General features: G+C 45.0%; 22 protein-coding genes. 19 read left to right on the forward strand and 3 right to left on the reverse strand.

Annotated features, from left to right (window positions below; genetic code table 11):
- Positions 1 to 294: 294 nt before the first annotated feature.
- The 15 genes from JUF13_RS11720 to JUF13_RS11790 all read left to right on the forward strand — a co-directional run bounded on the left by JUF13_RS11720 (position 295) and on the right by JUF13_RS11790 (position 11,439).
- A complete protein-coding gene (locus JUF13_RS11720) occupies positions 295 to 1,095 on the forward strand; it encodes a bifunctional DNA primase/polymerase (RefSeq protein WP_203639826.1) in 801 nt (266 codons plus the stop codon).
- Entirely contained in the window at positions 1,095 to 2,489 is a 1,395-nt protein-coding gene (locus tag JUF13_RS11725) for a virulence-associated E family protein (RefSeq protein ID WP_203639827.1), read from the forward strand. Before JUF13_RS11720 ends, JUF13_RS11725 begins: the two co-directional genes overlap by 1 nt.
- A gap of 161 nt (positions 2,490 to 2,650) precedes the next feature.
- Complete coding sequence (locus JUF13_RS11730) at positions 2,651 to 3,130, forward strand: hypothetical protein (RefSeq protein ID WP_203639828.1); 480 nt, start codon at positions 2,651 to 2,653, stop codon at positions 3,128 to 3,130.
- A gap of 15 nt (positions 3,131 to 3,145) precedes the next feature.
- Entirely contained in the window at positions 3,146 to 3,337 is a 192-nt protein-coding gene (locus JUF13_RS11735; protein WP_203639829.1) for a hypothetical protein, read from the forward strand.
- Positions 3,338 to 3,347: 10 nt separating this feature from the next.
- Complete coding sequence (locus JUF13_RS11740) at positions 3,348 to 3,665, forward strand: phage head closure protein (RefSeq protein WP_268890203.1); 318 nt, start codon at positions 3,348 to 3,350, stop codon at positions 3,663 to 3,665.
- A 58-nt stretch (positions 3,666 to 3,723) separates the two neighbouring features.
- Positions 3,724 to 4,113, forward strand: a complete 390-nt coding sequence (locus JUF13_RS11745; protein WP_203639831.1) for an HNH endonuclease signature motif containing protein — start codon at positions 3,724 to 3,726, stop codon at positions 4,111 to 4,113.
- Positions 4,114 to 4,864: 751 nt separating this feature from the next.
- Complete coding sequence (locus tag JUF13_RS11750; protein ID WP_182150549.1) at positions 4,865 to 5,338, forward strand: phage terminase small subunit P27 family; 474 nt, start codon at positions 4,865 to 4,867, stop codon at positions 5,336 to 5,338.
- Positions 5,335 to 7,032 carry a terminase large subunit gene (locus JUF13_RS11755; protein WP_203639832.1) on the forward strand — a complete coding sequence of 566 codons (1,698 nt, stop codon included), beginning with the start codon at positions 5,335 to 5,337 and terminating at the stop codon, positions 7,030 to 7,032. The genes JUF13_RS11750 and JUF13_RS11755 overlap by 4 nt, the downstream gene beginning before the upstream one ends.
- Complete coding sequence (locus tag JUF13_RS11760; protein WP_060463192.1) at positions 6,992 to 7,189, forward strand: hypothetical protein; 198 nt, start codon at positions 6,992 to 6,994, stop codon at positions 7,187 to 7,189. The genes JUF13_RS11755 and JUF13_RS11760 overlap by 41 nt, the downstream gene beginning before the upstream one ends.
- Positions 7,186 to 8,286: a phage portal protein gene (locus JUF13_RS11765; RefSeq protein WP_203639834.1), complete on the forward strand. Its 1,101-nt coding sequence runs from the start codon at positions 7,186 to 7,188 to the stop codon at positions 8,284 to 8,286. The genes JUF13_RS11760 and JUF13_RS11765 overlap by 4 nt, the downstream gene beginning before the upstream one ends.
- Entirely contained in the window at positions 8,283 to 9,818 is a 1,536-nt protein-coding gene (locus JUF13_RS11770; RefSeq protein WP_203639835.1) for a phage major capsid protein, read from the forward strand. The genes JUF13_RS11765 and JUF13_RS11770 overlap by 4 nt, the downstream gene beginning before the upstream one ends.
- Positions 9,819 to 9,917: 99 nt before the next feature.
- Positions 9,918 to 10,292 (forward strand): DUF1304 domain-containing protein, encoded by a 375-nt coding sequence (locus tag JUF13_RS11775; protein ID WP_203639836.1) that lies wholly within the window; start codon positions 9,918 to 9,920, stop codon positions 10,290 to 10,292.
- A gap of 14 nt (positions 10,293 to 10,306) precedes the next feature.
- Positions 10,307 to 10,576 carry a head-tail connector protein gene (locus JUF13_RS11780; protein WP_203639837.1) on the forward strand — a complete coding sequence of 90 codons (270 nt, stop codon included), beginning with the start codon at positions 10,307 to 10,309 and terminating at the stop codon, positions 10,574 to 10,576.
- A gap of 172 nt (positions 10,577 to 10,748) precedes the next feature.
- Complete coding sequence (locus JUF13_RS11785; RefSeq protein WP_180932585.1) at positions 10,749 to 11,120, forward strand: hypothetical protein; 372 nt, start codon at positions 10,749 to 10,751, stop codon at positions 11,118 to 11,120.
- A gap of 118 nt (positions 11,121 to 11,238) precedes the next feature.
- Positions 11,239 to 11,439: a cold-shock protein gene (locus tag JUF13_RS11790; RefSeq protein WP_042522391.1), complete on the forward strand. Its 201-nt coding sequence runs from the start codon at positions 11,239 to 11,241 to the stop codon at positions 11,437 to 11,439.
- A 761-nt stretch (positions 11,440 to 12,200) separates the two neighbouring features.
- Here JUF13_RS11790 and JUF13_RS11795 read toward each other — a convergent pair.
- Positions 12,201 to 12,524, reverse strand: coding sequence for a hypothetical protein (locus tag JUF13_RS11795; protein ID WP_203639838.1), 324 nt, complete (start codon positions 12,522 to 12,524; stop codon positions 12,201 to 12,203).
- Positions 12,525 to 12,734: 210 nt separating this feature from the next.
- The gene (locus JUF13_RS11800) at positions 12,735 to 13,397 is read right to left on the reverse strand and encodes an EAL domain-containing protein (protein ID WP_203639839.1); all 663 of its coding nucleotides are present in this window, start codon (positions 13,395 to 13,397) and stop codon (positions 12,735 to 12,737) included.
- 288 nt (positions 13,398 to 13,685) lie between these two features.
- Between JUF13_RS11800 and JUF13_RS11805 the strand changes: the two genes are divergently transcribed.
- Both JUF13_RS11805 and JUF13_RS11810 read left to right on the forward strand, forming a co-directional pair.
- Positions 13,686 to 14,810: a GGDEF domain-containing protein gene (locus JUF13_RS11805; RefSeq protein ID WP_203639840.1), complete on the forward strand. Its 1,125-nt coding sequence runs from the start codon at positions 13,686 to 13,688 to the stop codon at positions 14,808 to 14,810.
- Positions 14,811 to 14,975: 165 nt separating this feature from the next.
- Positions 14,976 to 15,182, forward strand: a complete 207-nt coding sequence (locus JUF13_RS11810; RefSeq protein ID WP_125766198.1) for a hypothetical protein — start codon at positions 14,976 to 14,978, stop codon at positions 15,180 to 15,182.
- A 742-nt stretch (positions 15,183 to 15,924) separates the two neighbouring features.
- Here JUF13_RS11810 and JUF13_RS11815 read toward each other — a convergent pair.
- Positions 15,925 to 16,254 (reverse strand): hypothetical protein, encoded by a 330-nt coding sequence (locus tag JUF13_RS11815; RefSeq protein ID WP_125766197.1) that lies wholly within the window; start codon positions 16,252 to 16,254, stop codon positions 15,925 to 15,927.
- A gap of 418 nt (positions 16,255 to 16,672) precedes the next feature.
- On the opposite strand from JUF13_RS11815, the gene JUF13_RS11820 reads away from it, so the two are divergent.
- Together JUF13_RS11820 and JUF13_RS11825 are read left to right on the forward strand one after the other, a co-directional pair.
- Positions 16,673 to 18,406 carry an ABC transporter ATP-binding protein gene (locus JUF13_RS11820; protein WP_203639841.1) on the forward strand — a complete coding sequence of 578 codons (1,734 nt, stop codon included), beginning with the start codon at positions 16,673 to 16,675 and terminating at the stop codon, positions 18,404 to 18,406.
- On the forward strand, positions 18,399 to 20,240 hold the full coding sequence (locus tag JUF13_RS11825) for an ABC transporter ATP-binding protein (RefSeq protein WP_203639842.1): 1,842 nt from the start codon (positions 18,399 to 18,401) through the stop codon (positions 20,238 to 20,240). Before JUF13_RS11820 ends, JUF13_RS11825 begins: the two co-directional genes overlap by 8 nt.
- The last annotated feature ends 139 nt before the right edge of the window (positions 20,241 to 20,379 follow it).

Below are 20,379 nucleotides of genomic sequence, written 5' to 3' on the forward strand. Positions count from 1 at the left end.
AAAAGTATAGGTCTCCATGGCCTATTTGTTTACCCTTAATGTCTTAAGGGGTGTTGCACTTCAATTTTAAATCGGGCAGCAATCTGAAACGTTAGCAAAAGCGTGGGAGTCAATGAAAGTTAGTGTTGACAGTCTAAGTATGATTATCGCACTTACGAGAGATGATAAGGCTTGGGGGAAATATTATTTTGAGAGTCATCTAGCAGATAACTTGGAAGATAACCTATTAAACATTTCTAAAACCATGTTTGCTGTGTCAAACGCTATTTGCCCTGGAGAATAGGTGGTGACGTGATGGAAGAATTTTCTTCGTTATATGCGGCACTTGATTTAGTTGAAAGCGGGTATGAAATTTATCCTTTATCAGCCAACACTAAGACACCACCTAAGGGCCATCACGGATATTTAGAAGCCACTAGAGACCAGAACACCATTGTAGACTGGTTTCAAAGCAACCCGTATTACAACTTAGGATTGCGATTAGACACGTCCCATTTATTGGTGGTTGATGTTGATATTCATGATTCTACTAAGAATGGAAAAGATAGCCTGATGAAATTACAGCGCCAAGGCAAGTCACTTTCACCAGATACGTACATTGAAAAGACAGCCGGCGGTGGTCTCCACTACTTCTTTAAGTATACCGGAGACAAGGTGCGCAAGGTCGATAATTGGCCCGGCATTGATCTGCTAACTGACTTTACTGTAATTGCGCCAAGTGAGATTGGTGGCATGGCTTATGCACCCTTATCTGGTCGAACACTGGCTGATATTAAACCGGCACCTAATTGGCTAGTTGATGAATTAAGCACCAATGGTTTGAACGGTGCGCCAGAACACGCCTATACAACACGGTTAAAGAAATATACTGGGCGTTTGCTTGATGAGATGGTGCAAGGGGCCAATACGGGTGATAGGAACGTTTGGCTTACTAAAATGGCTGGCCGAATGTTTAGCGTTGGTGCTGATCCAAAAACCGTTTATAACATGCTATCGGTGATAAATGATTCTTTTGTAGATCCATCGCTACCAAGTAGAGAGATAAATGTGATTTTTCAATCCATTTTAAAACGAGAGAGTAAGGGGGTTCATTAATGGGCAAAGCAATGGATTTACCAGCAGAGACCCGAGAAGCGGCCAATAATGTTATCAAAATGCAACGTGACGCTGATTGGCAGAATGATTTCAAAAAAAATTCGGACGATGGGATCAAAACACAGTCTCTTTACAATATCCGTTTAATTATGGAACATGACGAAATGTTGAAAGGACTAGTTGTCTTTGACGAGTTCTCGGAACAAATTGTCAAAACACCACAAGCAGACAATTCACTGTTCAACAAAGGTTTTTGGAATGATAGTGATGACACGTTATTGAGAAGTTATATTGAAGATCATTACAACTTGTTATTCAGCAAGGAAAACATTACCGACGCGGTGGTTACAGAAGCACGCCGCAAGACAATCAATCCGGTTAAGGCTCGTATTGAAGCGGTAGAATGGGACGGCCAGCCACGTGCTGAACGTTATTTCATTGATTACTTAGGTGCCGAAGATAATCACTACACCCGCACCATCACTAAGAAATGGCTAACTGGTCTTATTGCCCGGGCCTATGTTCCCGGAGTTAAGTTTGAAATTGTCCCTATCTTAGAGGGAAGCCAAGGACTTGGCAAGAGTACGGCTGGTAAGAATCTATACCCAGATAAATTCAATGATTCGTTGAAAGGAATGGGGAAGCAGAAAGACGATTATCAACAGTTACAAGGTAGTTGGATTATTGAAGTTGCCGAGCTTTCCGCCATGAAAAAAACGGACGTTGAGGGAATTAAAAATTTTATTAGTGCACAATCCGACACATATCGGAATAGTTACGGCCGCTATGCGTTGCCACACCCGCGTAAATGCGTATTTATTGGTACGACTAACCAAACCGACTATTTAAAGGACGCGACCGGTGAACGGCGCTTCTATCCAATTAAATGTGGGGTCAACAAGGCTAAGCTAGATGTATGGCACCCGGACGAGAATTACATGCTTCAAGTATTGGCGGAGGCCGCGTACTGGTTTAGGAATGGTGAACTGCTATATCTGGATCAGGCCACCGTGAAAGAGGCTAAGGCGTATCAGATGGCTGCGGAAGCTGTCGACCCTATGCGAGATGCTATCGAAGATTTTTTAGCAATGGAAGTTCCCGCAGATTGGGAAAACATGAGTGCCGGCTTAAAACAAAGCTATGTCAGTGACTACGGCCATCAATCTAAGTGGCTACAAGATCAAGTTAGTAATGAACGGAAACTACTCAATCAAACAACAACTCGGGAAATTATGGAAGTTGTCTTTCATAAAACAGTTGATCGTTATTTAACCGGGCGAACAAACTCGGAAGCTAAGCGAATCAAGCTGTTAATGGACAATATGGACGGTTGGAAAAGTCAACGAATTAGAACTAACGGCAAGCAACCACACGGATATGTTAGAGAATTATAGATAAAGTTTAGAACAACGTCACCCAAAAGTAAGCGTGCCACGTTGTGCCACTAAACGGGCCACGTCAGGACACTTTGAAACACTGTTATATCAATGATTGGGCCACCGGGCCACGTGTGCCACGTTAAAAAAAACATTTCCAGTTCTAGGAGGAAACACGTATGAAATGGCAAGAAATGCAGTTATTGAGAAATTCAAAATATAGCAGTTCAGAAAACCTCAAAAAATTTGAAGACGTATTTAAGTTTGACAAATGTGCCGTGTATGAACGCCCACATAGTCTTGAAAAACTACTAGCAGGTGATCGTTCATACAATGCGGGCAATAAGTATGATACACCACCTTACCTTGGGGAATGGTTAGATCATGCCGAATTACAAAAGGTAAGTGGAACTACACGAATTGTTGCAATTGCTCATGATTATGGGCCGGCCGATAGCGTTCATAGCAAAATAGCGGAGCAAGTCTTGCCGCTTGATTTAGTGGGCGTTATCTTTGATAGCAAAGTAGATTGGTATTATCCCGGCCAGTCTTCACTAGTAATGATTATGAGCAAGGAAACATATAACTACTATTACTATGACCTGTTGGCAAATCACCATGTTGTTGATGTAGTTAAGAAGAAATATTTTAGAGAATAAAAGGGGTATAAAATAATGAAAATTAAGATGGTACATGCTGACAATATGGAGGAGTTATTTGCGCAAGTTTCGGAAGTCGACAAAGCACAAGATATTGATGACGAACTGTTAGATGTAGAATTTGATTTTATTAAGGTGAGCGATTCGAAAATGATTTATTGCGAAGCATTGGTTTACAAGGTTGGTGATGACGATGAAGACCTATGATGTATCGCGTATGAAGCACCGCTGCGAATTCGGGGTATATGGTAATGGTGAGATGAACCCGAATACAGGTGCTTTCGTTTCGCAATTTGTACCGCAATTCTCACTATGGTTCGGTGAGTATAGCCAGACCATTAACCAGCAGATTACTCTAACTGGAGATAATATGACAGATACGAAGATGATTGTGGTACGGCATAATGAGCAGGTCAATCAGCAACAACTGGTTAAGATCGGTGACACCCTTTATCGGGTCAACAACGTAGCCGGTGACGATGAGATTAACTCATTCGATGTGATCACATTGGTTCGCTACCAGAAGCACGGGTAATAAACGAGAGGTCGTCTTCACAGGCGGCCTTTTTGTGTACGTAAGGAGATCTATTATAATGGCAAAAATTATGAAGCAATGCAACCATGCCGGGTGCCGTCAGTTGGTGCCCTATGATGTCCGTTACTGTAGTAAGCACCAGCATAAAGCTAACGCCGAAACGTACCACAAGCGCATGTATGGCGAACATGAAGGACGTTATCAACAGTTCTATAAGTCATCTCAATGGCGTAAGTTATCCCGTCTATTCCTAGAGAATAACCCTATTTGCGTTCAGTGTTATCAAGATGGTGTGATCCGTAAAGCCGATGTGGTCGATCATGTTATAGAGTTACGTGATGATTGGTCACGACGACTAGATGAAAGTAACTTGCAACCATTATGCTACCGACACCATAACCAAAAGACTAAGCAGGCTAGAGAAGTACGAGAACAACAAACTAAATAATCAATGAGTGTCGTGCTGAAAGGTGCGGCGCTTTTTAGTAGAGCTAAATTTTCAGCTGAATTAAAAATGGATGGCTAAGTTAAACTTAGGTAATATCTGCGCAAAATTGCGCACATCTTTATTGGGGGTCTGCTTAAAAATAAGCATACCCAATATCTCCCCAAAATTGGGGACATCTTTCAGCCGAGTTATTGAGCGGAATTTTCCGCTGTACTATCTGAGGTCGCAAGTTACGACCAAACATACTAACTTGGTGCATTAGCTGACCCGTTAAGATGACGGGATAGGTTGTTTTCGTAGCTCAATTTTGAGCCCCCAATTTTGGGGAGCTAAGCCGAAAACTAGGCCGAGTTGGATTTGGCAGCCGACAATTCGACCGCGAGTATTCTAAAGTGATTGTAAAACTTGGTATATCAATGATATGGGGGGCTATGAATGAACCGATAAGAGCGGTCACACTCCTTTCTGTGCGTAAATTTCCCTTTAAAAATTTGAATTTTTGCCAATATTGACAGAAATCAAAAAATGTCTACTACTTTATGCAAAATTTGCATAAATAAAAATCCAAGGGGTGAAGCATAACTATATGTAGTATGCCAGTCAATAACAGCATACTATATATTGTACTTTTCCCTCGAAAGTGTTACTATTTATGTATAATAAACGAATTCCGAATATATGTGCATTTGAGCTACCTCAGCCATGCTGTGGTGGCTTTTTTGCATATAAATTTAGCGAAAGGAGCCCGAAAATGGGTCAAAAGATTAAGCAACTATCAACTCTAAAGAAACATCTAACGAACGAAGAACGCGACCAGCGTAAGGACGCCGAGACTGCCTTGTTTGATTACCCGTCACTTGATTTAACGCCCCCTGATTGGTTGCATGACCGTGCTTTGACCGAATGGCAACGGGTAGCGCCTTATTTAAAGGCCAATACCCCAATTAGTGAACTTGATCGAGCAATGTTAGCCAGTTATTGCCGCGCTTATGCAACGGTACAGACTTGCGAGAACGATATTCGTAAAAATGGGCTCGTACAAACTAATCAAGAGACTGGCGCCCGTAAGCCGAACCCTTACGTGGCCTTACAATCGCAAGCAATGAGAGACCTAAAGTCCCTAGCTAATGATTTAGGCATGTCGCTATCTAGCCGGGCGCGTATGGAATTAAACAAGCAAAAAGATGATAAACCCGAAGACACTTTCGAGGCGATGTTGTCATGATTGAATACGTTGATCAAGTTTTATCGGGCCAAGTGTTGGCTGGTCAAAAGATTAAATGGGCGTGCGAGCGATTTAAACGCGATTTAAGCCGTTCTAAAGAAACTAGCTTCCCATTCTACTATGACGAAGACGAAGCGGCACAGGCGGTTAAATTTATCGAATTAATGCCTAAGACTGACGGTAGCCAACTAACCATGCAGCCCTTTCAAGAATGGATCATCAGTGAGTTATATGGCTGGCGGGAGAAAGCAACTGGCAACCGGCGTTATGATCGTGCGTTTATTAGCATGGCTAGAAAAGGCGGGAAGACATTTCTAGCTTCTGGTATGGCCGCTAATGGCCTTTTAAGAGAACGTCAGCCCGCCCGCAACCGACAAGTATTATTCGTCAGCAACAGCAGTAAACAGGCTAAATTGGGATATAACATGCTATCAAGTGGCCTACGACAAATTCGCAAGCAATCTAAGTATATGCGGCAACGCATTAAGGTACAAAAACAAGCCATTACCGACTTAGAAACCGATTCGCAAGCCTTAGCCCTTGCTAGTGACACAAATACACTCGATGGTTATGCTGGCACGACGGTTATTTTAGATGAATGGGCAACGGCCAAAGACCGCAAAATATACAACGTCTTAAAGTCAGGTCAGGCGCAAGAAGATAATTCATTGCTCGCGGTGATTTCCACTTCTGGGCTTGATCTCAACGTCCCCATGCACGCCGAATACGAAATGCTAACGGACGTTTTAAAGAGAAAGATTGAAGCTGATCGCTACTTTGTGGCAATTTGGGAACTGGACGACCGCGAAGAAGTTTACGATCAAGCCAATTGGATCAAGGCAAACCCGTTATTCAGTGAACCACACGTTAAACAACGCATGACGGAGAAAATTCAGGCCGATGTTGATCTTGCCATTAAGCAAAATAACCTCATTCCGGTGCTGGTGAAGAACTTCAATATGTGGTTGCAAGCCAGTGAGGATAGTTATATTTCTGCGGACGATTGGGCCGCTGGTAAATTAGATGAACTCCCCAATTTGCGGGGGCGCGATGTGTATATTGGCATTGATTTATCAAAAAGTAATGATTTGACCGCGGTTAGTTGGCTCGTGCCAATTGGCAACGGTCAATTTTATTGCGATAGTCATTCGTTTGTTGGCACGAAGTACGGACTGGATTCTAAGATTAAACGTGATGGGATTGATTACCGGTCAATGGAGCGGGCGGGTGAGTGTAGTATTACCCGATTAGATAGCGGCATTATTGATTATGACGATCTATTTGATTTTGTTCAAAAACTAGTCGGGAAATACAACTGGAAAGTGAAAGCAATCGCTTATGACCCGTATAACGCGCAAACGTTAATTACTAAGTTTGAAAAATTAAATTATCCACTGTTTGAAGTGCGTCAAGGGACGTTAACTTTGAATATTCCCACCCGAAATTTTCGTGATCAGCTGTATGCGGGTCACATTAAACACAATGGCAATCAGATTCTCGCTTATGCGGTCAATAACGCCATCTTGAAAGTGTTAAATAATGGTTGGCAATTGGATAAGGCACGCAATAGCAACCGGATTGATCCGATAGCGGCGTTAATTAATGCCTATGTTGCCGGTATGGACTATTACCAAGAAAGTGAGGCGAGCCAACATGCGAACGAATATTATGCGACTGCAACGGATCTGTTCTAATTACCTATCGGCAATCCTGCTGATTATGGGTCTGATCCTGCTAGTCGTTGGTGTCGGCGGTTGGCTAGGGTGGTATGCAGCCATCATGCTGGCCGGAGTTAGCCTGATCGTTTTGGCACTACTGATTAATTATGAAGAAAAGGAGGTGAACCCATGAGCATTTTTGTTAAAGCAAGCACCACCAGTGGCACTCATGATCCAGTGGCTGACGCCTTGGTTAGTCTGTCTAGTAATGACCCCTATACGTTTGTAAGCGCGGCGGTTTTACGGAATAGCGATATTTATGCGGCCATTAATATTATCGCCAGTGATATTGCCAGCAACCCGATCGTTTGTGATACGGCCATTTTTAATACCATGATTAATCAGAACCCGAATAGCAATATGGATGGTTACCATTTTAAATACGCCTTGGCGGCCAATCTGCTTCTCAATGGCAATAGTTTCGCGGAGATTTTACCTAATCACACCCTGAAACTGATTCCCAACAATCAATTGGTGGTTGAGCAAGACGATGTGAGCGGCAAGCTGACCTATACTTATACGCCAACCAGTGGAACGTGTCGTCAGATCGCGCCTGATAATATCTTGCATTTCAAATATTTCACCAAAGACGGGGTATCGGGGATCAGTCCACTATATGCCTTGAAAGATGAGCGCCAGATTCAGTCGGCCGGCAATAAATTGCTAACCGGCTTTTTTACTGCCGGCGTGCACGGCACCACCATTGTTAAATTACACCAAACGGACTTAGGCAAAGAAGCCAAAGAAAACGTCCGAAAACAGTTTGATGAAACGACCACCGGAGAAAATGCGGTCAATACGATTGTCACTGATGATGGTATGGATATTAGTAATCTGCCCTTAAATACCGATGTGTTAAAACTTGTGAACTCGAATGACTGGACGACCCGGCAAATTGCTAAAGCCTTTGGCTTGCCACCAGAGCGCTTAGGGGTAGAAAACGATCATTCTAACCAAGAGCAAAGTGGCGTGCAGTATCTACAAGGGACGTTACAGCATTACTTCGATAGCTTCACCAGCGAGCTGTCGTTCAAGCTTGGTCATGACTTCACGTTCAATACGGACAAATTATTGAGCCTTGATCCGCAGACCCAGCAAGCCCAAGCGGTGGCTGGATTTACGGGCGGCGTTATGAGCCGCAATGAAGCCCGGGCCAAGATTGGCCTGCCACCAACTGATGATGGTGATATTTTCTTAAATTTACAAAAGAATGGAGTGACTAATTCATGAAACAAGACCGACGGTTAACGATTGACGCCGAATTGCGAGCACAAACGCCGCAGTCAGAAACACCCGAAGACGGGCCAGCTGAAAATTCAGCAGACCCGCAACCTAAAGATTCCCAAACAAGCAAGGGGAAAACGATTAGTGGTTATGCCATTGTGTGGAACTCACCAAGTAAAGATTTAGGTGGTTTTACCGAGATTGTAACCCCCAAGGCGCTTGATGGTGTCGATTTATCAAACGTTCTTATGCTCAACAACCACGACTACACTCAAGTGTTAGCCAGCGTCAAGGCGGGCACGCTGACGCTAGAAACAGACGACAAGGGGCTACATTTCATCGCCCAGTTACCGAATACGTCGTTTGCTAATGATGTCTATGAAGAAGTTCAAAGCGGGAACGTTGATTCCTGCTCGTTTGGCTTTGATAGTGATGATGATACCGACGAATGGACTAAAGATGATGGCGGTAATATCACGCGCACCATTAATCAAGTTAAGAGCTTGTTCGATGTGTCAGTGGTGGCTGTTCCTGCTTACGACGATACGAATGTACAAGTTGATACCCGTAGCTATGAAAAATTTATCAATCAAGAAAAGGAGCCTGATGATATGGCAAAGCAAACAATTATTGATCCAAACACGAATGAAGATGACAACAAGACCGGTGTTCCTGCCTTTGAAGCTTATGTACGAAGCCACGGTGAAACCCGAGATGGTTTGAATACGAGTGGTGCCAGTGCTGTTATTCCCAAGGAACTCATTACCCCCGTTTTCCAATTAAAGCAATCCACCTACAATCTCGCCCAATATGCGACGGTTAAGCAAGTTTCTAGTGGTTCTGGAACTTATCCTATCTCGACTAGTCGACAAGCAGCCGTACTGGCCACCAAGGAAGAACTAGCGGACATTGCGGACGTTGACGCGAATATGTTTACGGAAGTGCCATTTGATGTGAAGACCCGGGCGGGTAAGATTGCTTTATCTAATGAAGTGGTGGAAGACGCCGAAGTTGATATTGTCAGCGAAGTTAAAACCCAATTACAACAATTGGTTGATAACACGGACAACACGCAGATCATGGGACTGTTAACGGGTAGTAGCTTTGCTAAAGCAACGGCCACCAGTATTGATGATCTCAAAAAGATTTTCAACGTGACGTTAGATCCCGCCTTGACCAAGATGTGGCTAGTGAACCAATCCGGGTTTAATTATCTTGATACTTTGAAAGATAGTGAGGGTCGTTACCTATTGCAACCTAATCCAACGGCGCCAAGCGGCTTTACCTTGTTAGGGGCTCCGGTCGTCATGATCAGTGATAAGTTATTGGCCAACAATGCTGACGGCACATTCCCAATGATCGCGGGTGATTTGTCACAAGCGGTGGCGGTCTTCCGGCGCAACCAAGTAACCGCCCAATGGGATAAGTTCGACCAATTCAGCCAAGGATTATCAGTGATCGTGCGAAACGATTATGAAGTGATTGATAAGTCTGCCGCGGTTAATGTGGCACTAGGAACAGCAACCAGCGGTAAATAGAAGAACATAAGGGGGAGCCATTTTGGACACCCCTGTTACATAATGATGGACGTTGTATGCTATTATTGACTTAAACAAAAAATAGAGGAATGATAAAAATTGAAAATGATTAGTGACGTATTAGTTTTTGCAGTGGCATTAGAGGCACTTTTTATCATGGTGCTAGAAATGTTTTTGACACAAACAAAGATTGCTAGAAATGCTTTTGATTTGCCAAAAGAGTATTTATCACAAGAAAAGGTGCAAGTAAGTATGGCTAATCAGGGATTATATAATGGTTTTATTGGTGTTGGAATACTATTGTCCATGCTTGTATTTCCTAATGAACTTAGAATATGGAACTTATATCTCTTTGTTGGTTTTGTCGTGGTTGCCGCTATATACGGGGCCTTTACAGCGAATAAAAAGATTATTTTTTCTCAAGGACTACCAGCTATACTTGCGCTTGTAGCATTGATTTTGTCTAATAGTTAGAAAGGAGTTTTTTTATGGCAGTGACGGTTGATGATATTAAAACCAGCTTACGCTTGGATTTGACCGAAGATGATGCCTTAATTCAAGGCTACTTAGATTCTGCTAAGGAATATATTCAGACCGCTGTTAGCACTACGGCTGTCTTAGCCCAATATAAGCAATATGATTTTGCGGTGTCGTTGCTAACGCAATTCTGGTATCAAAACCGGGTGGTGGATATGAAACAGACCCCTTACCAAGTGGTTAGCATGATCCAGCAACTCCGTGGGCTGACAAGCGAATAAAAAGTGTTGATGAATTAATTTCATTTAAAAATACAATAGGTGAAATTAATTGAACAAAATGTTATAATATAGGTGTCCTTAGTAATTCATTTAATTCATTGTTAGTAAGGGAGCCGCAAATTGCGACTCCCTCTCCTTATACATATATTTGGAATCAGAAAGCGTGGTTCCAATGCGTCAAGATATTAAGAAGATACGTAATTTATTAAAAGAGTATGCCAAACTAAAACAGGAAATTCGGACGTTTAATCAGGTATCTAGCCCGGTTTTAAGTGTGGCTCCTAGTCACAGTGGCGGCAATGGCGTTGAAACTAGCCTCATTAACTATGTTGACCTATCTTATCAGTTAAAAGAGGTCGAGGACGCGTTAAATGCGATCCATGATCCGCAGTATCAATTTATCCTGCATGATTACATCATTGAGAAACGTTTTACCCGAAGCGAGGCTTGCGAGCGATTGTCCGTTAGTGTTAGCAAGTTTAACTACATGAAGAATTGTGCACTTGAATTATTTAGGGTTGCATACATCGAATTAAAGTGTTAAAGTTAGTTAAATTGACATGTTCGGAAGTTATAAGTATCATTCATCTTTGCTATCTATTATTTTCTTAGATGTTAATTCAATTTGGTTACTTTGGTTTGATTCCTAGGAGGATATATATATGCAAAATGGTACTGTAAAATGGTTTAATGCTGATAAGGGCTTTGGGTTTATCACTGGTTCAGATGATAAAGATGTATTCGTACACTTTTCAGCAATTCAAACTGACGGTTTTAAGAGTCTTGACGATGGGCAAAAAGTTAGTTACGATGTTGAACAAGGCGATCGAGGACCTCAAGCGACTAATGTTGTTCCACAATAATTTGTCTAATATTATGAAGAACTGCTTTTGATGGAGCAGTTCTTTTTTATTAAAGGCATACAGGAAAGCAATGTGATAATATGGATTTTATAGATGTTTATGGCATTAATCACGAAAATTGTACGCTTGTTACACCAACTAGAGAGTACAGTCGAATCAACATATTCATGGATTCAGTTGGGCGAAGATTTGTAGCTATGAGTCCTGATCCTGTACCTAGTAAATATGGCTCAGTAAATAGTCATTGGAAACGTGGCCGGCCATCTGAAGCACCGAAAGATTATTTTTATATTGATAAATAAAAAAACTGTTAACCGATGAAGTTAACAGTCACTGCCCCGCGCAAGTATGAAGCCACCGGAAACGGTGGTTTTTTTGTAAAGTAAGCCAAATGGTAAGCCAACCATTATTTACTAAGCGTTAAAACCATTGCTATCATTGGTGTGTAGGCATTTATAAAGAAGTGGGGGTCATTCCCAGTATACCCAATAGTAGTTTTGCATTAGTCGCTATTAGACCTCACGGGGGTTGATATAGCGGCTTTTTTAGTACATTGGGCCTCGCATTGGTTTCTGTGGATAACCACGAAAACGTAGTCAAACCGGAGCCACTTTTTGCACCTCATTTCAGACAACCGAAACGCCGGGCAACTTTCCTGCTTACACCGTTTTGAATCACACTTTCGTGGACAAGAGGCTAGAACTATACAGGGCGGCAATGGGTAGCTAAATTGTTCTTCTTAGTTTGCGAAAAATTTTTCCCTATACCCAAACCAAAAACAACATTAAGCAGAAAACAATTATTCTAACGATGTGATGTTTTAAATGAAAATTATTAATCGCAATTCCATGCATAATGGCAGCACCGATAAGAATAATAGCGGCACAAGTGACAGCAATCTTAATTTCCGTTGAAGTGCCTAGAAAAAGAAATACAGCAATAAGTAATGGGCTAAGTAAATTAAAAGCTCCGGACACTTTCAGCAAACCATTACCACTGACATACGCCTTAAAGTTTGCTAATGTTGCAATCCCCATCAAAATTGAAAATACTAAAATTGCGTACTCAACTATAACATTTAACATATAAAGTCCTCCTCATCAGGATGAGCAGAATGCCATTTCTAGCCAACAAAACAAACGCCACTAACATTAAAAAGAGTATACCCCAGATCACAGAAATCACTGGAATAGTGGCTTCTGATAGTTAAAAAACCAAATAAAAAGACCATCAAAGGCCCTAAACAGCAGCAGCCTTCAATCGCCTGTAAAATAAATAATATTGTAACGTAAAAATTATAGCTTGAATAAATGGGGCTTGCCGTAGTACCAGCCTTGTCGCAGGTCCAATTCTAGGTCGTTAGCCATTTCGTCTTCCTCGGCGTTTTCCACGCCTTCAAGAATGAGCCGAAGCTTGTATTCTTGGGCAATCTTCTTCCAAAATTTTAAGTGTTCTGGAATTTCATCGGCACGGCCCTCTGCCCGGAAGTTTTGCATAGCAAATTTGATCTCACTGGCGTAGGGGAGGACCGGCTTCAGGTGGTCATACGAGTTGACCCCGGTGCTGATGTCGTCCAGGCTCAGTTGAATGCCGTGATCATCGAAGAAGTGGACCTGTTCGATGAGTTGTTCGTTGGTGACGGCCTTGTCGGTTTCTTCTTCAGTAACTTCCAAGACTAAATTTACGGGATAAATCTGTTGTTGCGCGGCGACGATTGCTTTAGCAATCGTGCAGTCGATGAATTGATGCTGATTGACGTTAAATGAAACGGAGCCAATCTTAAGCCGCAATTTTTGCGCGGTCCGCTTCATCAAGTCGGCCTGAATGTCGATGGGAATGGATTCGAAGTCTTTGGGTAGGACCCATTTGTCATCGACCTGTTGGCGGATCAATAATTCGTAACCAATCAACGAATTGTTGGAAACATCTAGCTGTGGCTGAAGAAAATAACGGTACATGGTAATCAGGTCCTCCTTCCAAAGTGTCTGCTCCTATCATACTTTATTTTGACGAAATGGGATAGGGGGCAAAGACAAAAAATGTCGATAGGGGCTGACTACAAAAACGGCTAATCGTTCAACCCCTGACATATTAATTTATATAAAGCCCTATGGATTTATTATATAAAATGTTCTATAGTGGGTGCTATGAATTAATTATTGCGTTATACTTAAGCGTAAGTTAATTTACTAACAGCGACTGGTTTTTACCAGTTAATTCATTGAAAAAACAAGGAGACTGATTCCATGTCATGGACTATGTGGCTAGTGCCGCCGATCATTACTAGTATTTTCTTTGTCTTGGGAATCATCACTCTCTACTGGTCCATCTTCACCTGGGTGACTGCCAAGGTGGAGTCGAGCAGTAAGCCCCATAACTTAAAACGGGTTCAGGTGCTGTTGGGGACGACCTGTGCGGTGGTCTCCGTCTTCGCCCTACAGCTGATAGTGCGGGATACCCACCTGTCGTGGACGTTCACCAATTTCCAACTTCTACTGCTAATCTTCGTGGCGTACTTCCTACAGTTGAAAATACCTAACTGGTTGATTCTGTTGGCCGGGGTCGGGTTCATGCTAATGAATGGTAACGTGACCGCCGTCCTTTCTTGGGGATACACGTTCCTGTTTGTGTTTTTCTATATGATTTCCTACCAGCAAAGTACCCACCTCTGGCGCGCACCATACACCCGCTACATCACGGTAGCGTTGGGCTTCGGGATGGCGTTATGGTTATTTGTTAAATTCCGGTTCCATCTTCCATGGGGCACGTATTGGATTGAAATTGCGGATTACGCCGTGCTAGCGTCATTAATGTACGGGTACTTCCGGATTCAGGACAAGGACCGTCGTATCAAGGATCGGCTGTTCCAGTCCGCCAATTGGGATGCACTAACGCACGTTCAGAACTATGCGGCATATGACCACGCAATCGGTTATTACTTCCATCAAAGTGTCGCCCACAAGAAAAATTTGGCAATGGTCATGTTTGATATCGATCATTTCAAACGGGTGAATGATACCTACGGGCATTTAGCCGGTGACGAAGTCTTGAAGCAGGTGGCCAGCACCGTGGCCAGCACGATTAAGGCCATCAATCCGGAAATTGTGCTTTATCGGACCGGGGGCGAGGAGTTTAATATTCTCTTGCCCGGGTACGACATCAATCGGAGTCGGCCGGTGGCTGAGGCAGCGTTTGACGCGGTCAAGGAGCTTAAAATTCCGTACAACGAAGAAATTTTACAGGTAACCATTTCCGTTGGGGTTTCCGTGCTACACGAGGGTGACCACAACCCGTTGGACTTTTACAAGCGGGTCGATGCCAACCTGTACCACTCCAAGAAGAATGGTCGGCAACAGATTACCATTGGCTAACGAATTTCAGATAAGTGAGCGTCTCTACAATAGGTAGGGGCGTTTTTGTTTGCTAGTCGTTCGGATGCTTTATAAATGTTTAAATATCAAATCCATGCGAATCCAAATAAAATCGTGTAGAATACGACTTAACCGGGATTTCCCGGGCAGAATGGAGCGATCATCGTGATCTTTTTACTATTACTATTGTTATTACTGTTCCCCATCTTGCGACTGGTTTTTGGCCTAGCCGGCTGGTTATTAGGCATCGTGGGAACGTTCATTATCGGGGCCATCGTCCTGGTAGCCTTCGCGGCCCTGTTCCGCTTCTTCATCGTCGCGGTCCTGGTCATCGGTGGCGGCCTCTGGGCCTCTCACGCGCTATTCAGCTAGTATTTTGGTGTGTGTGTACGTTGCGCCTGCGGCAGTTCAGGAAGGCCCACCTGTGGGGAACGGTTGAAGCCAAAGAGCGGTCTTCAACCTCGTGGGTGAGCCTTGAAAAACACAAGTCTCACCCACGTCCCGTGCTGTAAGGCCGGGCAAAACTCCCGACCAACAGCACCGACACAGGTGGGACTTTCTGACTGCCTCCGGCTACACTCATATTAGCTGAGTGCATTCACCCTGTGATGGCTGAATATCGAATCATTCAGTTTAATTGCGGATAGTCACAGTAAAAGGTGATTAGAGCGTCACAACTAATTAACAAACAGTGTTATGACGATGACAGAAAATGACTAATGGCATTACAGGCTAAACGCGTGTCAGCCACATTCAGACTGACTAAGTCACAACTAATCAACAGACAGTGTTATAACGAGAACAGAAAATGACGACTGGCATTATGGGCTATGGGCTAAACCCGTGTAAGCCGCAGGGCTGGTGAAAATGGGCTCAGCCGTGGGAGTTGCCTTAGCGGTTTACCGCTTAGGCAACTGATATCTTTGAGACGTGACCTTCGGCTCAAAGTAAGCCTGGAGACCGCCTTTCAGACTCCAGGCGTTCGCCCACAGCGTCACGGCCCAGTTTTCACCAGCCCGGAGGCGCGGACTACACGCGTTTAACCCGTAAACCCATAAATGAAGACAAAACAAAAACGGATGGCCAGCTGGTCGTCCGTTTTTCAATTCACGCGTTATTCAAATGACATCTCCACCAAATACGTCTGCTCGGCCGGAATGTGACTGGTCGTGATCCAGACTTCCCGATAGTCTAGTTTAGAACTGCGGGTCCGCTCGAAGAAATCATTGAGGAGGTCGCCGTTCATTGCCAAGAAGTCATCGTCCATCCGGTTGACCAGCAGGTGGCCAACGGGGAAGTAGAGCTCTGGATTGGCCACGGAAACCGTGTCTGGCACGCCAATCGCGATGACGTTGCTGTTGCGCTGCTGGATAAAGCGCACCCGATCTTGGTGGCGATGGATAAAGGTTAGGACGTTATAGATTGAATCTGAGTTGCTCGCCATTATCTTTCTCCCTTCGGTGACCCCATTGTAACAAATTCTGGCGCGTTTGCCAGTCTCAAACGCTTGTCAGAAGGGGCTTTTCCCGGCAGTCCTGGCAGCGACGACCGGGCAAAAGTTTGCTAGACCGTGAATGAAAGCGGATACGAATTTTCGCTAAAAATGTCGGTGGCGCGACAATAAAATTCTTAATTTTCCATACTGACCTTTCCATGGTTGGAAATGGGAAGCGGGAACTTGGTAAAAGGTGGCGCTGCTGGGGAGCTTAACCACCGTCAGTCAGGGAACGCCAGTGGTTTCTGGCCAGTTAAAATTTGCAAGAATCCTTTATTGCAAACCTATTTCAGGCGAGTATAATTATCGCATATGCAATTTTGATGTTTTATAGAGTAACCTTAGAAGAAAGAAGGCCAAATTTCCTATGATGCGACTTGCCCGAAAACACTTGGACTGGTGGGCAGTAGCCCTTGCTGTTGGGTTTATGATTATACAAGTTGCCTGTGACCTTTCCTTACCGACGTTGACTTCGGACATCATCGATAAAGGGATCGCCAACAACGATATCGGCTACATCTGGCGGACTGGTGGGCAAATGCTCCTCTTGAGTTTCATTGGGGTGTTAGGTGCTGCCGGGAACGTCTACTATGCGTCGACCCAGTCACAAAGAATGGGTCAACGAATCCGGACCGATTTATTTAAGAAAGTCACGTTTTCTTCCACCGAAGAGTTTGAAACGGTGGGGAACGCTTCCTTAATTACCCGGACGACCAACGACGTGGTGCAGATTCAAAACGTCATGGTCCAAATGTTGCGGATGATGCTAATGGCGCCAATCATGTTGGTCGGTGCGGGTGTACTGGCGTACGTCAAGAGTCCCCGGCTGACCATGGTCTTCCTCGTGGCGCTGCCAATCTTGGCGTTTTTTACCGGCCTGATCATGTACTTTGCGGTGCCGCTGTTCAAGAGCCTGCAAAAGAAGATTGACCGCATCAACTTAGTTTTCCGTGAGGGATTAACCGGGGTGCGGGTCATTCGGGCCTTTAACCAGGACCAATTTGAACAGGACCGTTTTGAAGGGGCCAACCAGGACTACACCAAGACTGGGATTAAGGTCTTCATGATTGTTTCCTTAATGTTCCCGGTCATCACTTTGATTGTCAGTGGAACCAATATTGGAATCGTTTGGTATGGGGGTCAATTAATTGGCCACCAAGCCATGGAAGTGGGTAACTTAGTTGCTTTCATGACATATGCGACCCAACTTTTAATTAGCTTTATGATGGTTTCCATGGTCTTCGTTTTCCTGCCTCGGGCACAAGCCTCTGCGGCACGGATCAACGAAGTCATGGACCTCAAGAGTAAGATCAACGATGCGGATCAACCCCTTGAGTTGCACACCGATGCAGCCAGCTTGACCTTTGATCACGTGAACTTCCGGTACACCGGCGCTGAAAAATTAGCGTTGACGGACGTGAACTTCACGGCAACGGCCGGCCAGACGGTGGCCATTATCGGGGGGACTGGTTCGGGTAAATCCACGCTGGTCAACCTGATCCCACGGTTGTTTGATCCCGAAAGTGGTCAAATTAAGCTGAATGGGACCGCGCTGACGGCGATGAGCCAAAAAGCCTTACACGATGCCATTTCGATCACGCAACAAAAAGCTGTCCTGTTCTCTGGAACCGTGCGGAGCAACATGCTCTTTGGGATGCCGGATGCGACGGATGACCAGATTTGGCACGCGTTAGACGTGGCCCAAGCCAGCGACTTCATTAAAGAAGAGGGTGGCTTGGACGGTGTCGTTGAACAAAACGGGGATAACTTCTCCGGTGGACAACGGCAACGGCTGGTAATTGCGCGGACTATTTTGAAGCGCGCCAGTGTCTACATCTTTGATGATTCCTTCTCCGCCTTGGACTTCAAGACGGATTCCCTGTTACGGCAGGACTTGCGGAAGGATGAACAGGTTCAAAATGGGGTAACCGTTATCGTTGCCCAACGGGTCTCCACGGTTGCCGATGCCGATTTGATTTTGGTTATCGACGGTGGGAAAATCGTTGGTCAAGGGACCCACGACGAGCTGAAAGAAAGTAACGAGACTTACCAAGAAATTCTCGATTCACAACTGCGGAAGGGGGATACCGTCGATGCGTAATGGACGTGGTGCCGCAACCAAACAGCGGCCACAAAAATTCTGGGGAACGACGATTCGGTTGTTCCGCTACATGAAAGCCTGGATCCCCGGTATCCTCGTCGTCTTGGTCTTTGCCATCGTTTCGGTAGTCTTGCAAATCAAGACACCCAAGATTTTAGGTGAAGCCACGACGGAATTATTTAAAGGTGTGATGAAGGGGACGGCCGAACTGAAGGCCGGAATTCCGATTCACAACTTACCCGTTGACTTTGGTAAAATCGGCCACATTCTGTTGGTCGTGGGGATCATGTACGCCGGTGCCGCTCTATTTGGCATCGTGCAACAACTGATCATGAGCTGGATTTCCCAAAAGGTCGTTTACCGCTTACGGCGCGACCTCAAGGAAAAGATGCAACGCCTGCCAATCAGTTACTACGATACCCATAGCAACGGGGACTTAATGTCCCGGATGGCCAACGATATGGATAACATCGGTGGGACGTTGCAACAGACGCTTTCCCAAATGGTGACGAGTTTTCTGACGTTCTTCGGGGTACTCTACATGATGTTGACCATCAGTGGTTGGTTGACGTTGGTTGCCCTGGTATCCGTGCCACTGAGTATCTTGGTGGTCGGTATCGTGGCCCCCAAGTCACAACGCTTCTTTGCTAGTCAACAGAAGAACTTGGGACTCCTGAACAACACGGTTGAAGAAACGTACGCCGGCCATACCGTGGTCAAGACGTTTAACCGTGAAGGGGCCACCCAAGAAGAATTCGAAGAACACAACCGGAAGTATTACCAATCAGCTTGGAAGGCACAATTTGTTTCCAGTCTGATCTTCCCATTGATGAACTTCGTGAAGAACCTGGACTACCTGGCTGTCGCCGTTATCGGTGGGATTCAGGTGGCCAATGGGACGGTTAGTTTGGGGAACGTGCAGGCCTTCCTGCAATACACCAACCAATTCTCCCAACCCATCACGCAGATGGCCAACCTGACCAACACGATTCAGGCCACGATTGCCTCCGCCGAACGGATTTTCTCCGTGCTGGATGAAGACGACATGACCGACACCGCCACGGCTAAATTGCCAGCGCAGACGGCTAGTGAAGGCAACGTCATTGAATTTGATAACGTCGCTTTCAAGTACGTGCCAGACAATCCCCTGATTGAAGACTTCAATCTGAAGGTCAAAGCGGGCGAAATGGTTGCCATCGTTGGACCAACCGGTGCCGGGAAGACGACCATCATTAATTTGTTGGAACGCTTCTACGACGTCGACGCTGGTCAAATCAAGTACCGTGGGCAAGACACGCACGCCGTTGGGCGGACGGACTTACGCCGGCACTTTGCGATGGTGCTCCAGGATACCTGGCTGTTTACCGGAACGATTTTTGATAATATCAAATACGGTCGGGAAGATGCGACCGAAGAAGACGTCTACTCGGCTGCTAAGGCGGCGCACGCGGACACCTTCATTCGGCAACTGCCTGACGGTTACGACACGATTCTGAACGAAGCCGCCACCAACATTTCTCAGGGGCAACGGCAATTGTTGACAATTGCTCGGGCCTTTGTGGCTGATCCAGACGTCTTGATCTTGGATGAAGCCACGAGTTCGGTCGACACCCGGACGGAAATGCTGATTCAACACGCGATGAAACGGTTGTTGGCTGGGCGGACCAGTTTCGTGGTTGCTCACCGGTTGTCTACGATTCAAAATGCCGAAAACATTGTGGTCATGAACCATGGGCACATTGTGGAAACTGGGAATCACGACAGTTTGCTGGCGGCGGACGGTTTTTACGCCGACCTCTACAACAGTCAATTCACCGGCAACGACTTGGCTTAGGGCTAGTCCGTTGTTGGCGCCTCCGGGCTGGTGAAAACTGGGCCGTGACGCTGTGGGCGCACGTCCGAAGCCTGAGAGGCGGTCTTCGGACTTACTTTGAGCCGAAGTGCACGTCTCAAAGATAGCAGTTGCCTAAGCG

Origin of the sequence: Levilactobacillus wangkuiensis (genome assembly GCF_016861605.1) — a bacterium.
Taxonomy (GTDB): domain Bacteria; phylum Bacillota; class Bacilli; order Lactobacillales; family Lactobacillaceae; genus Levilactobacillus; species Levilactobacillus wangkuiensis.

Coding starts and splice junctions, on each gene's coding strand:
- JUF13_RS11755 (WP_203639832.1), top strand. CDS start 5,335: ATGATTGAATACGTTGATCAAGTTTTATCGGGCCAAGTGTTGGCTGGT.
- JUF13_RS11770 (WP_203639835.1), top strand. CDS start 8,283: ATGAAACAAGACCGACGGTTAACGATTGACGCCGAATTGCGAGCACAA.
- JUF13_RS11800 (WP_203639839.1), bottom strand. CDS start 13,397: ATGTACCGTTATTTTCTTCAGCCACAGCTAGATGTTTCCAACAATTCG.
- JUF13_RS11790 (WP_042522391.1), top strand. CDS start 11,239: ATGCAAAATGGTACTGTAAAATGGTTTAATGCTGATAAGGGCTTTGGG.
- JUF13_RS11765 (WP_203639834.1), top strand. CDS start 7,186: ATGAGCATTTTTGTTAAAGCAAGCACCACCAGTGGCACTCATGATCCA.
- JUF13_RS11720 (WP_203639826.1), top strand. CDS start 295: ATGGAAGAATTTTCTTCGTTATATGCGGCACTTGATTTAGTTGAAAGC.
- JUF13_RS11735 (WP_203639829.1), top strand. CDS start 3,146: ATGAAAATTAAGATGGTACATGCTGACAATATGGAGGAGTTATTTGCG.
- JUF13_RS11795 (WP_203639838.1), bottom strand. CDS start 12,524: ATGTTAAATGTTATAGTTGAGTACGCAATTTTAGTATTTTCAATTTTG.
- JUF13_RS11750 (WP_182150549.1), top strand. CDS start 4,865: ATGGGTCAAAAGATTAAGCAACTATCAACTCTAAAGAAACATCTAACG.
- JUF13_RS11815 (WP_125766197.1), bottom strand. CDS start 16,254: ATGGCGAGCAACTCAGATTCAATCTATAACGTCCTAACCTTTATCCAT.
- JUF13_RS11725 (WP_203639827.1), top strand. CDS start 1,095: ATGGGCAAAGCAATGGATTTACCAGCAGAGACCCGAGAAGCGGCCAAT.
- JUF13_RS11760 (WP_060463192.1), top strand. CDS start 6,992: ATGCGAACGAATATTATGCGACTGCAACGGATCTGTTCTAATTACCTA.
- JUF13_RS11825 (WP_203639842.1), top strand. CDS start 18,399: ATGCGTAATGGACGTGGTGCCGCAACCAAACAGCGGCCACAAAAATTC.
- JUF13_RS11740 (WP_268890203.1), top strand. CDS start 3,348: ATGAAGCACCGCTGCGAATTCGGGGTATATGGTAATGGTGAGATGAAC.
- JUF13_RS11745 (WP_203639831.1), top strand. CDS start 3,724: ATGGCAAAAATTATGAAGCAATGCAACCATGCCGGGTGCCGTCAGTTG.
- JUF13_RS11805 (WP_203639840.1), top strand. CDS start 13,686: ATGTCATGGACTATGTGGCTAGTGCCGCCGATCATTACTAGTATTTTC.
- JUF13_RS11780 (WP_203639837.1), top strand. CDS start 10,307: ATGGCAGTGACGGTTGATGATATTAAAACCAGCTTACGCTTGGATTTG.
- JUF13_RS11820 (WP_203639841.1), top strand. CDS start 16,673: ATGATGCGACTTGCCCGAAAACACTTGGACTGGTGGGCAGTAGCCCTT.
- JUF13_RS11730 (WP_203639828.1), top strand. CDS start 2,651: ATGAAATGGCAAGAAATGCAGTTATTGAGAAATTCAAAATATAGCAGT.
- JUF13_RS11785 (WP_180932585.1), top strand. CDS start 10,749: ATGCGTCAAGATATTAAGAAGATACGTAATTTATTAAAAGAGTATGCC.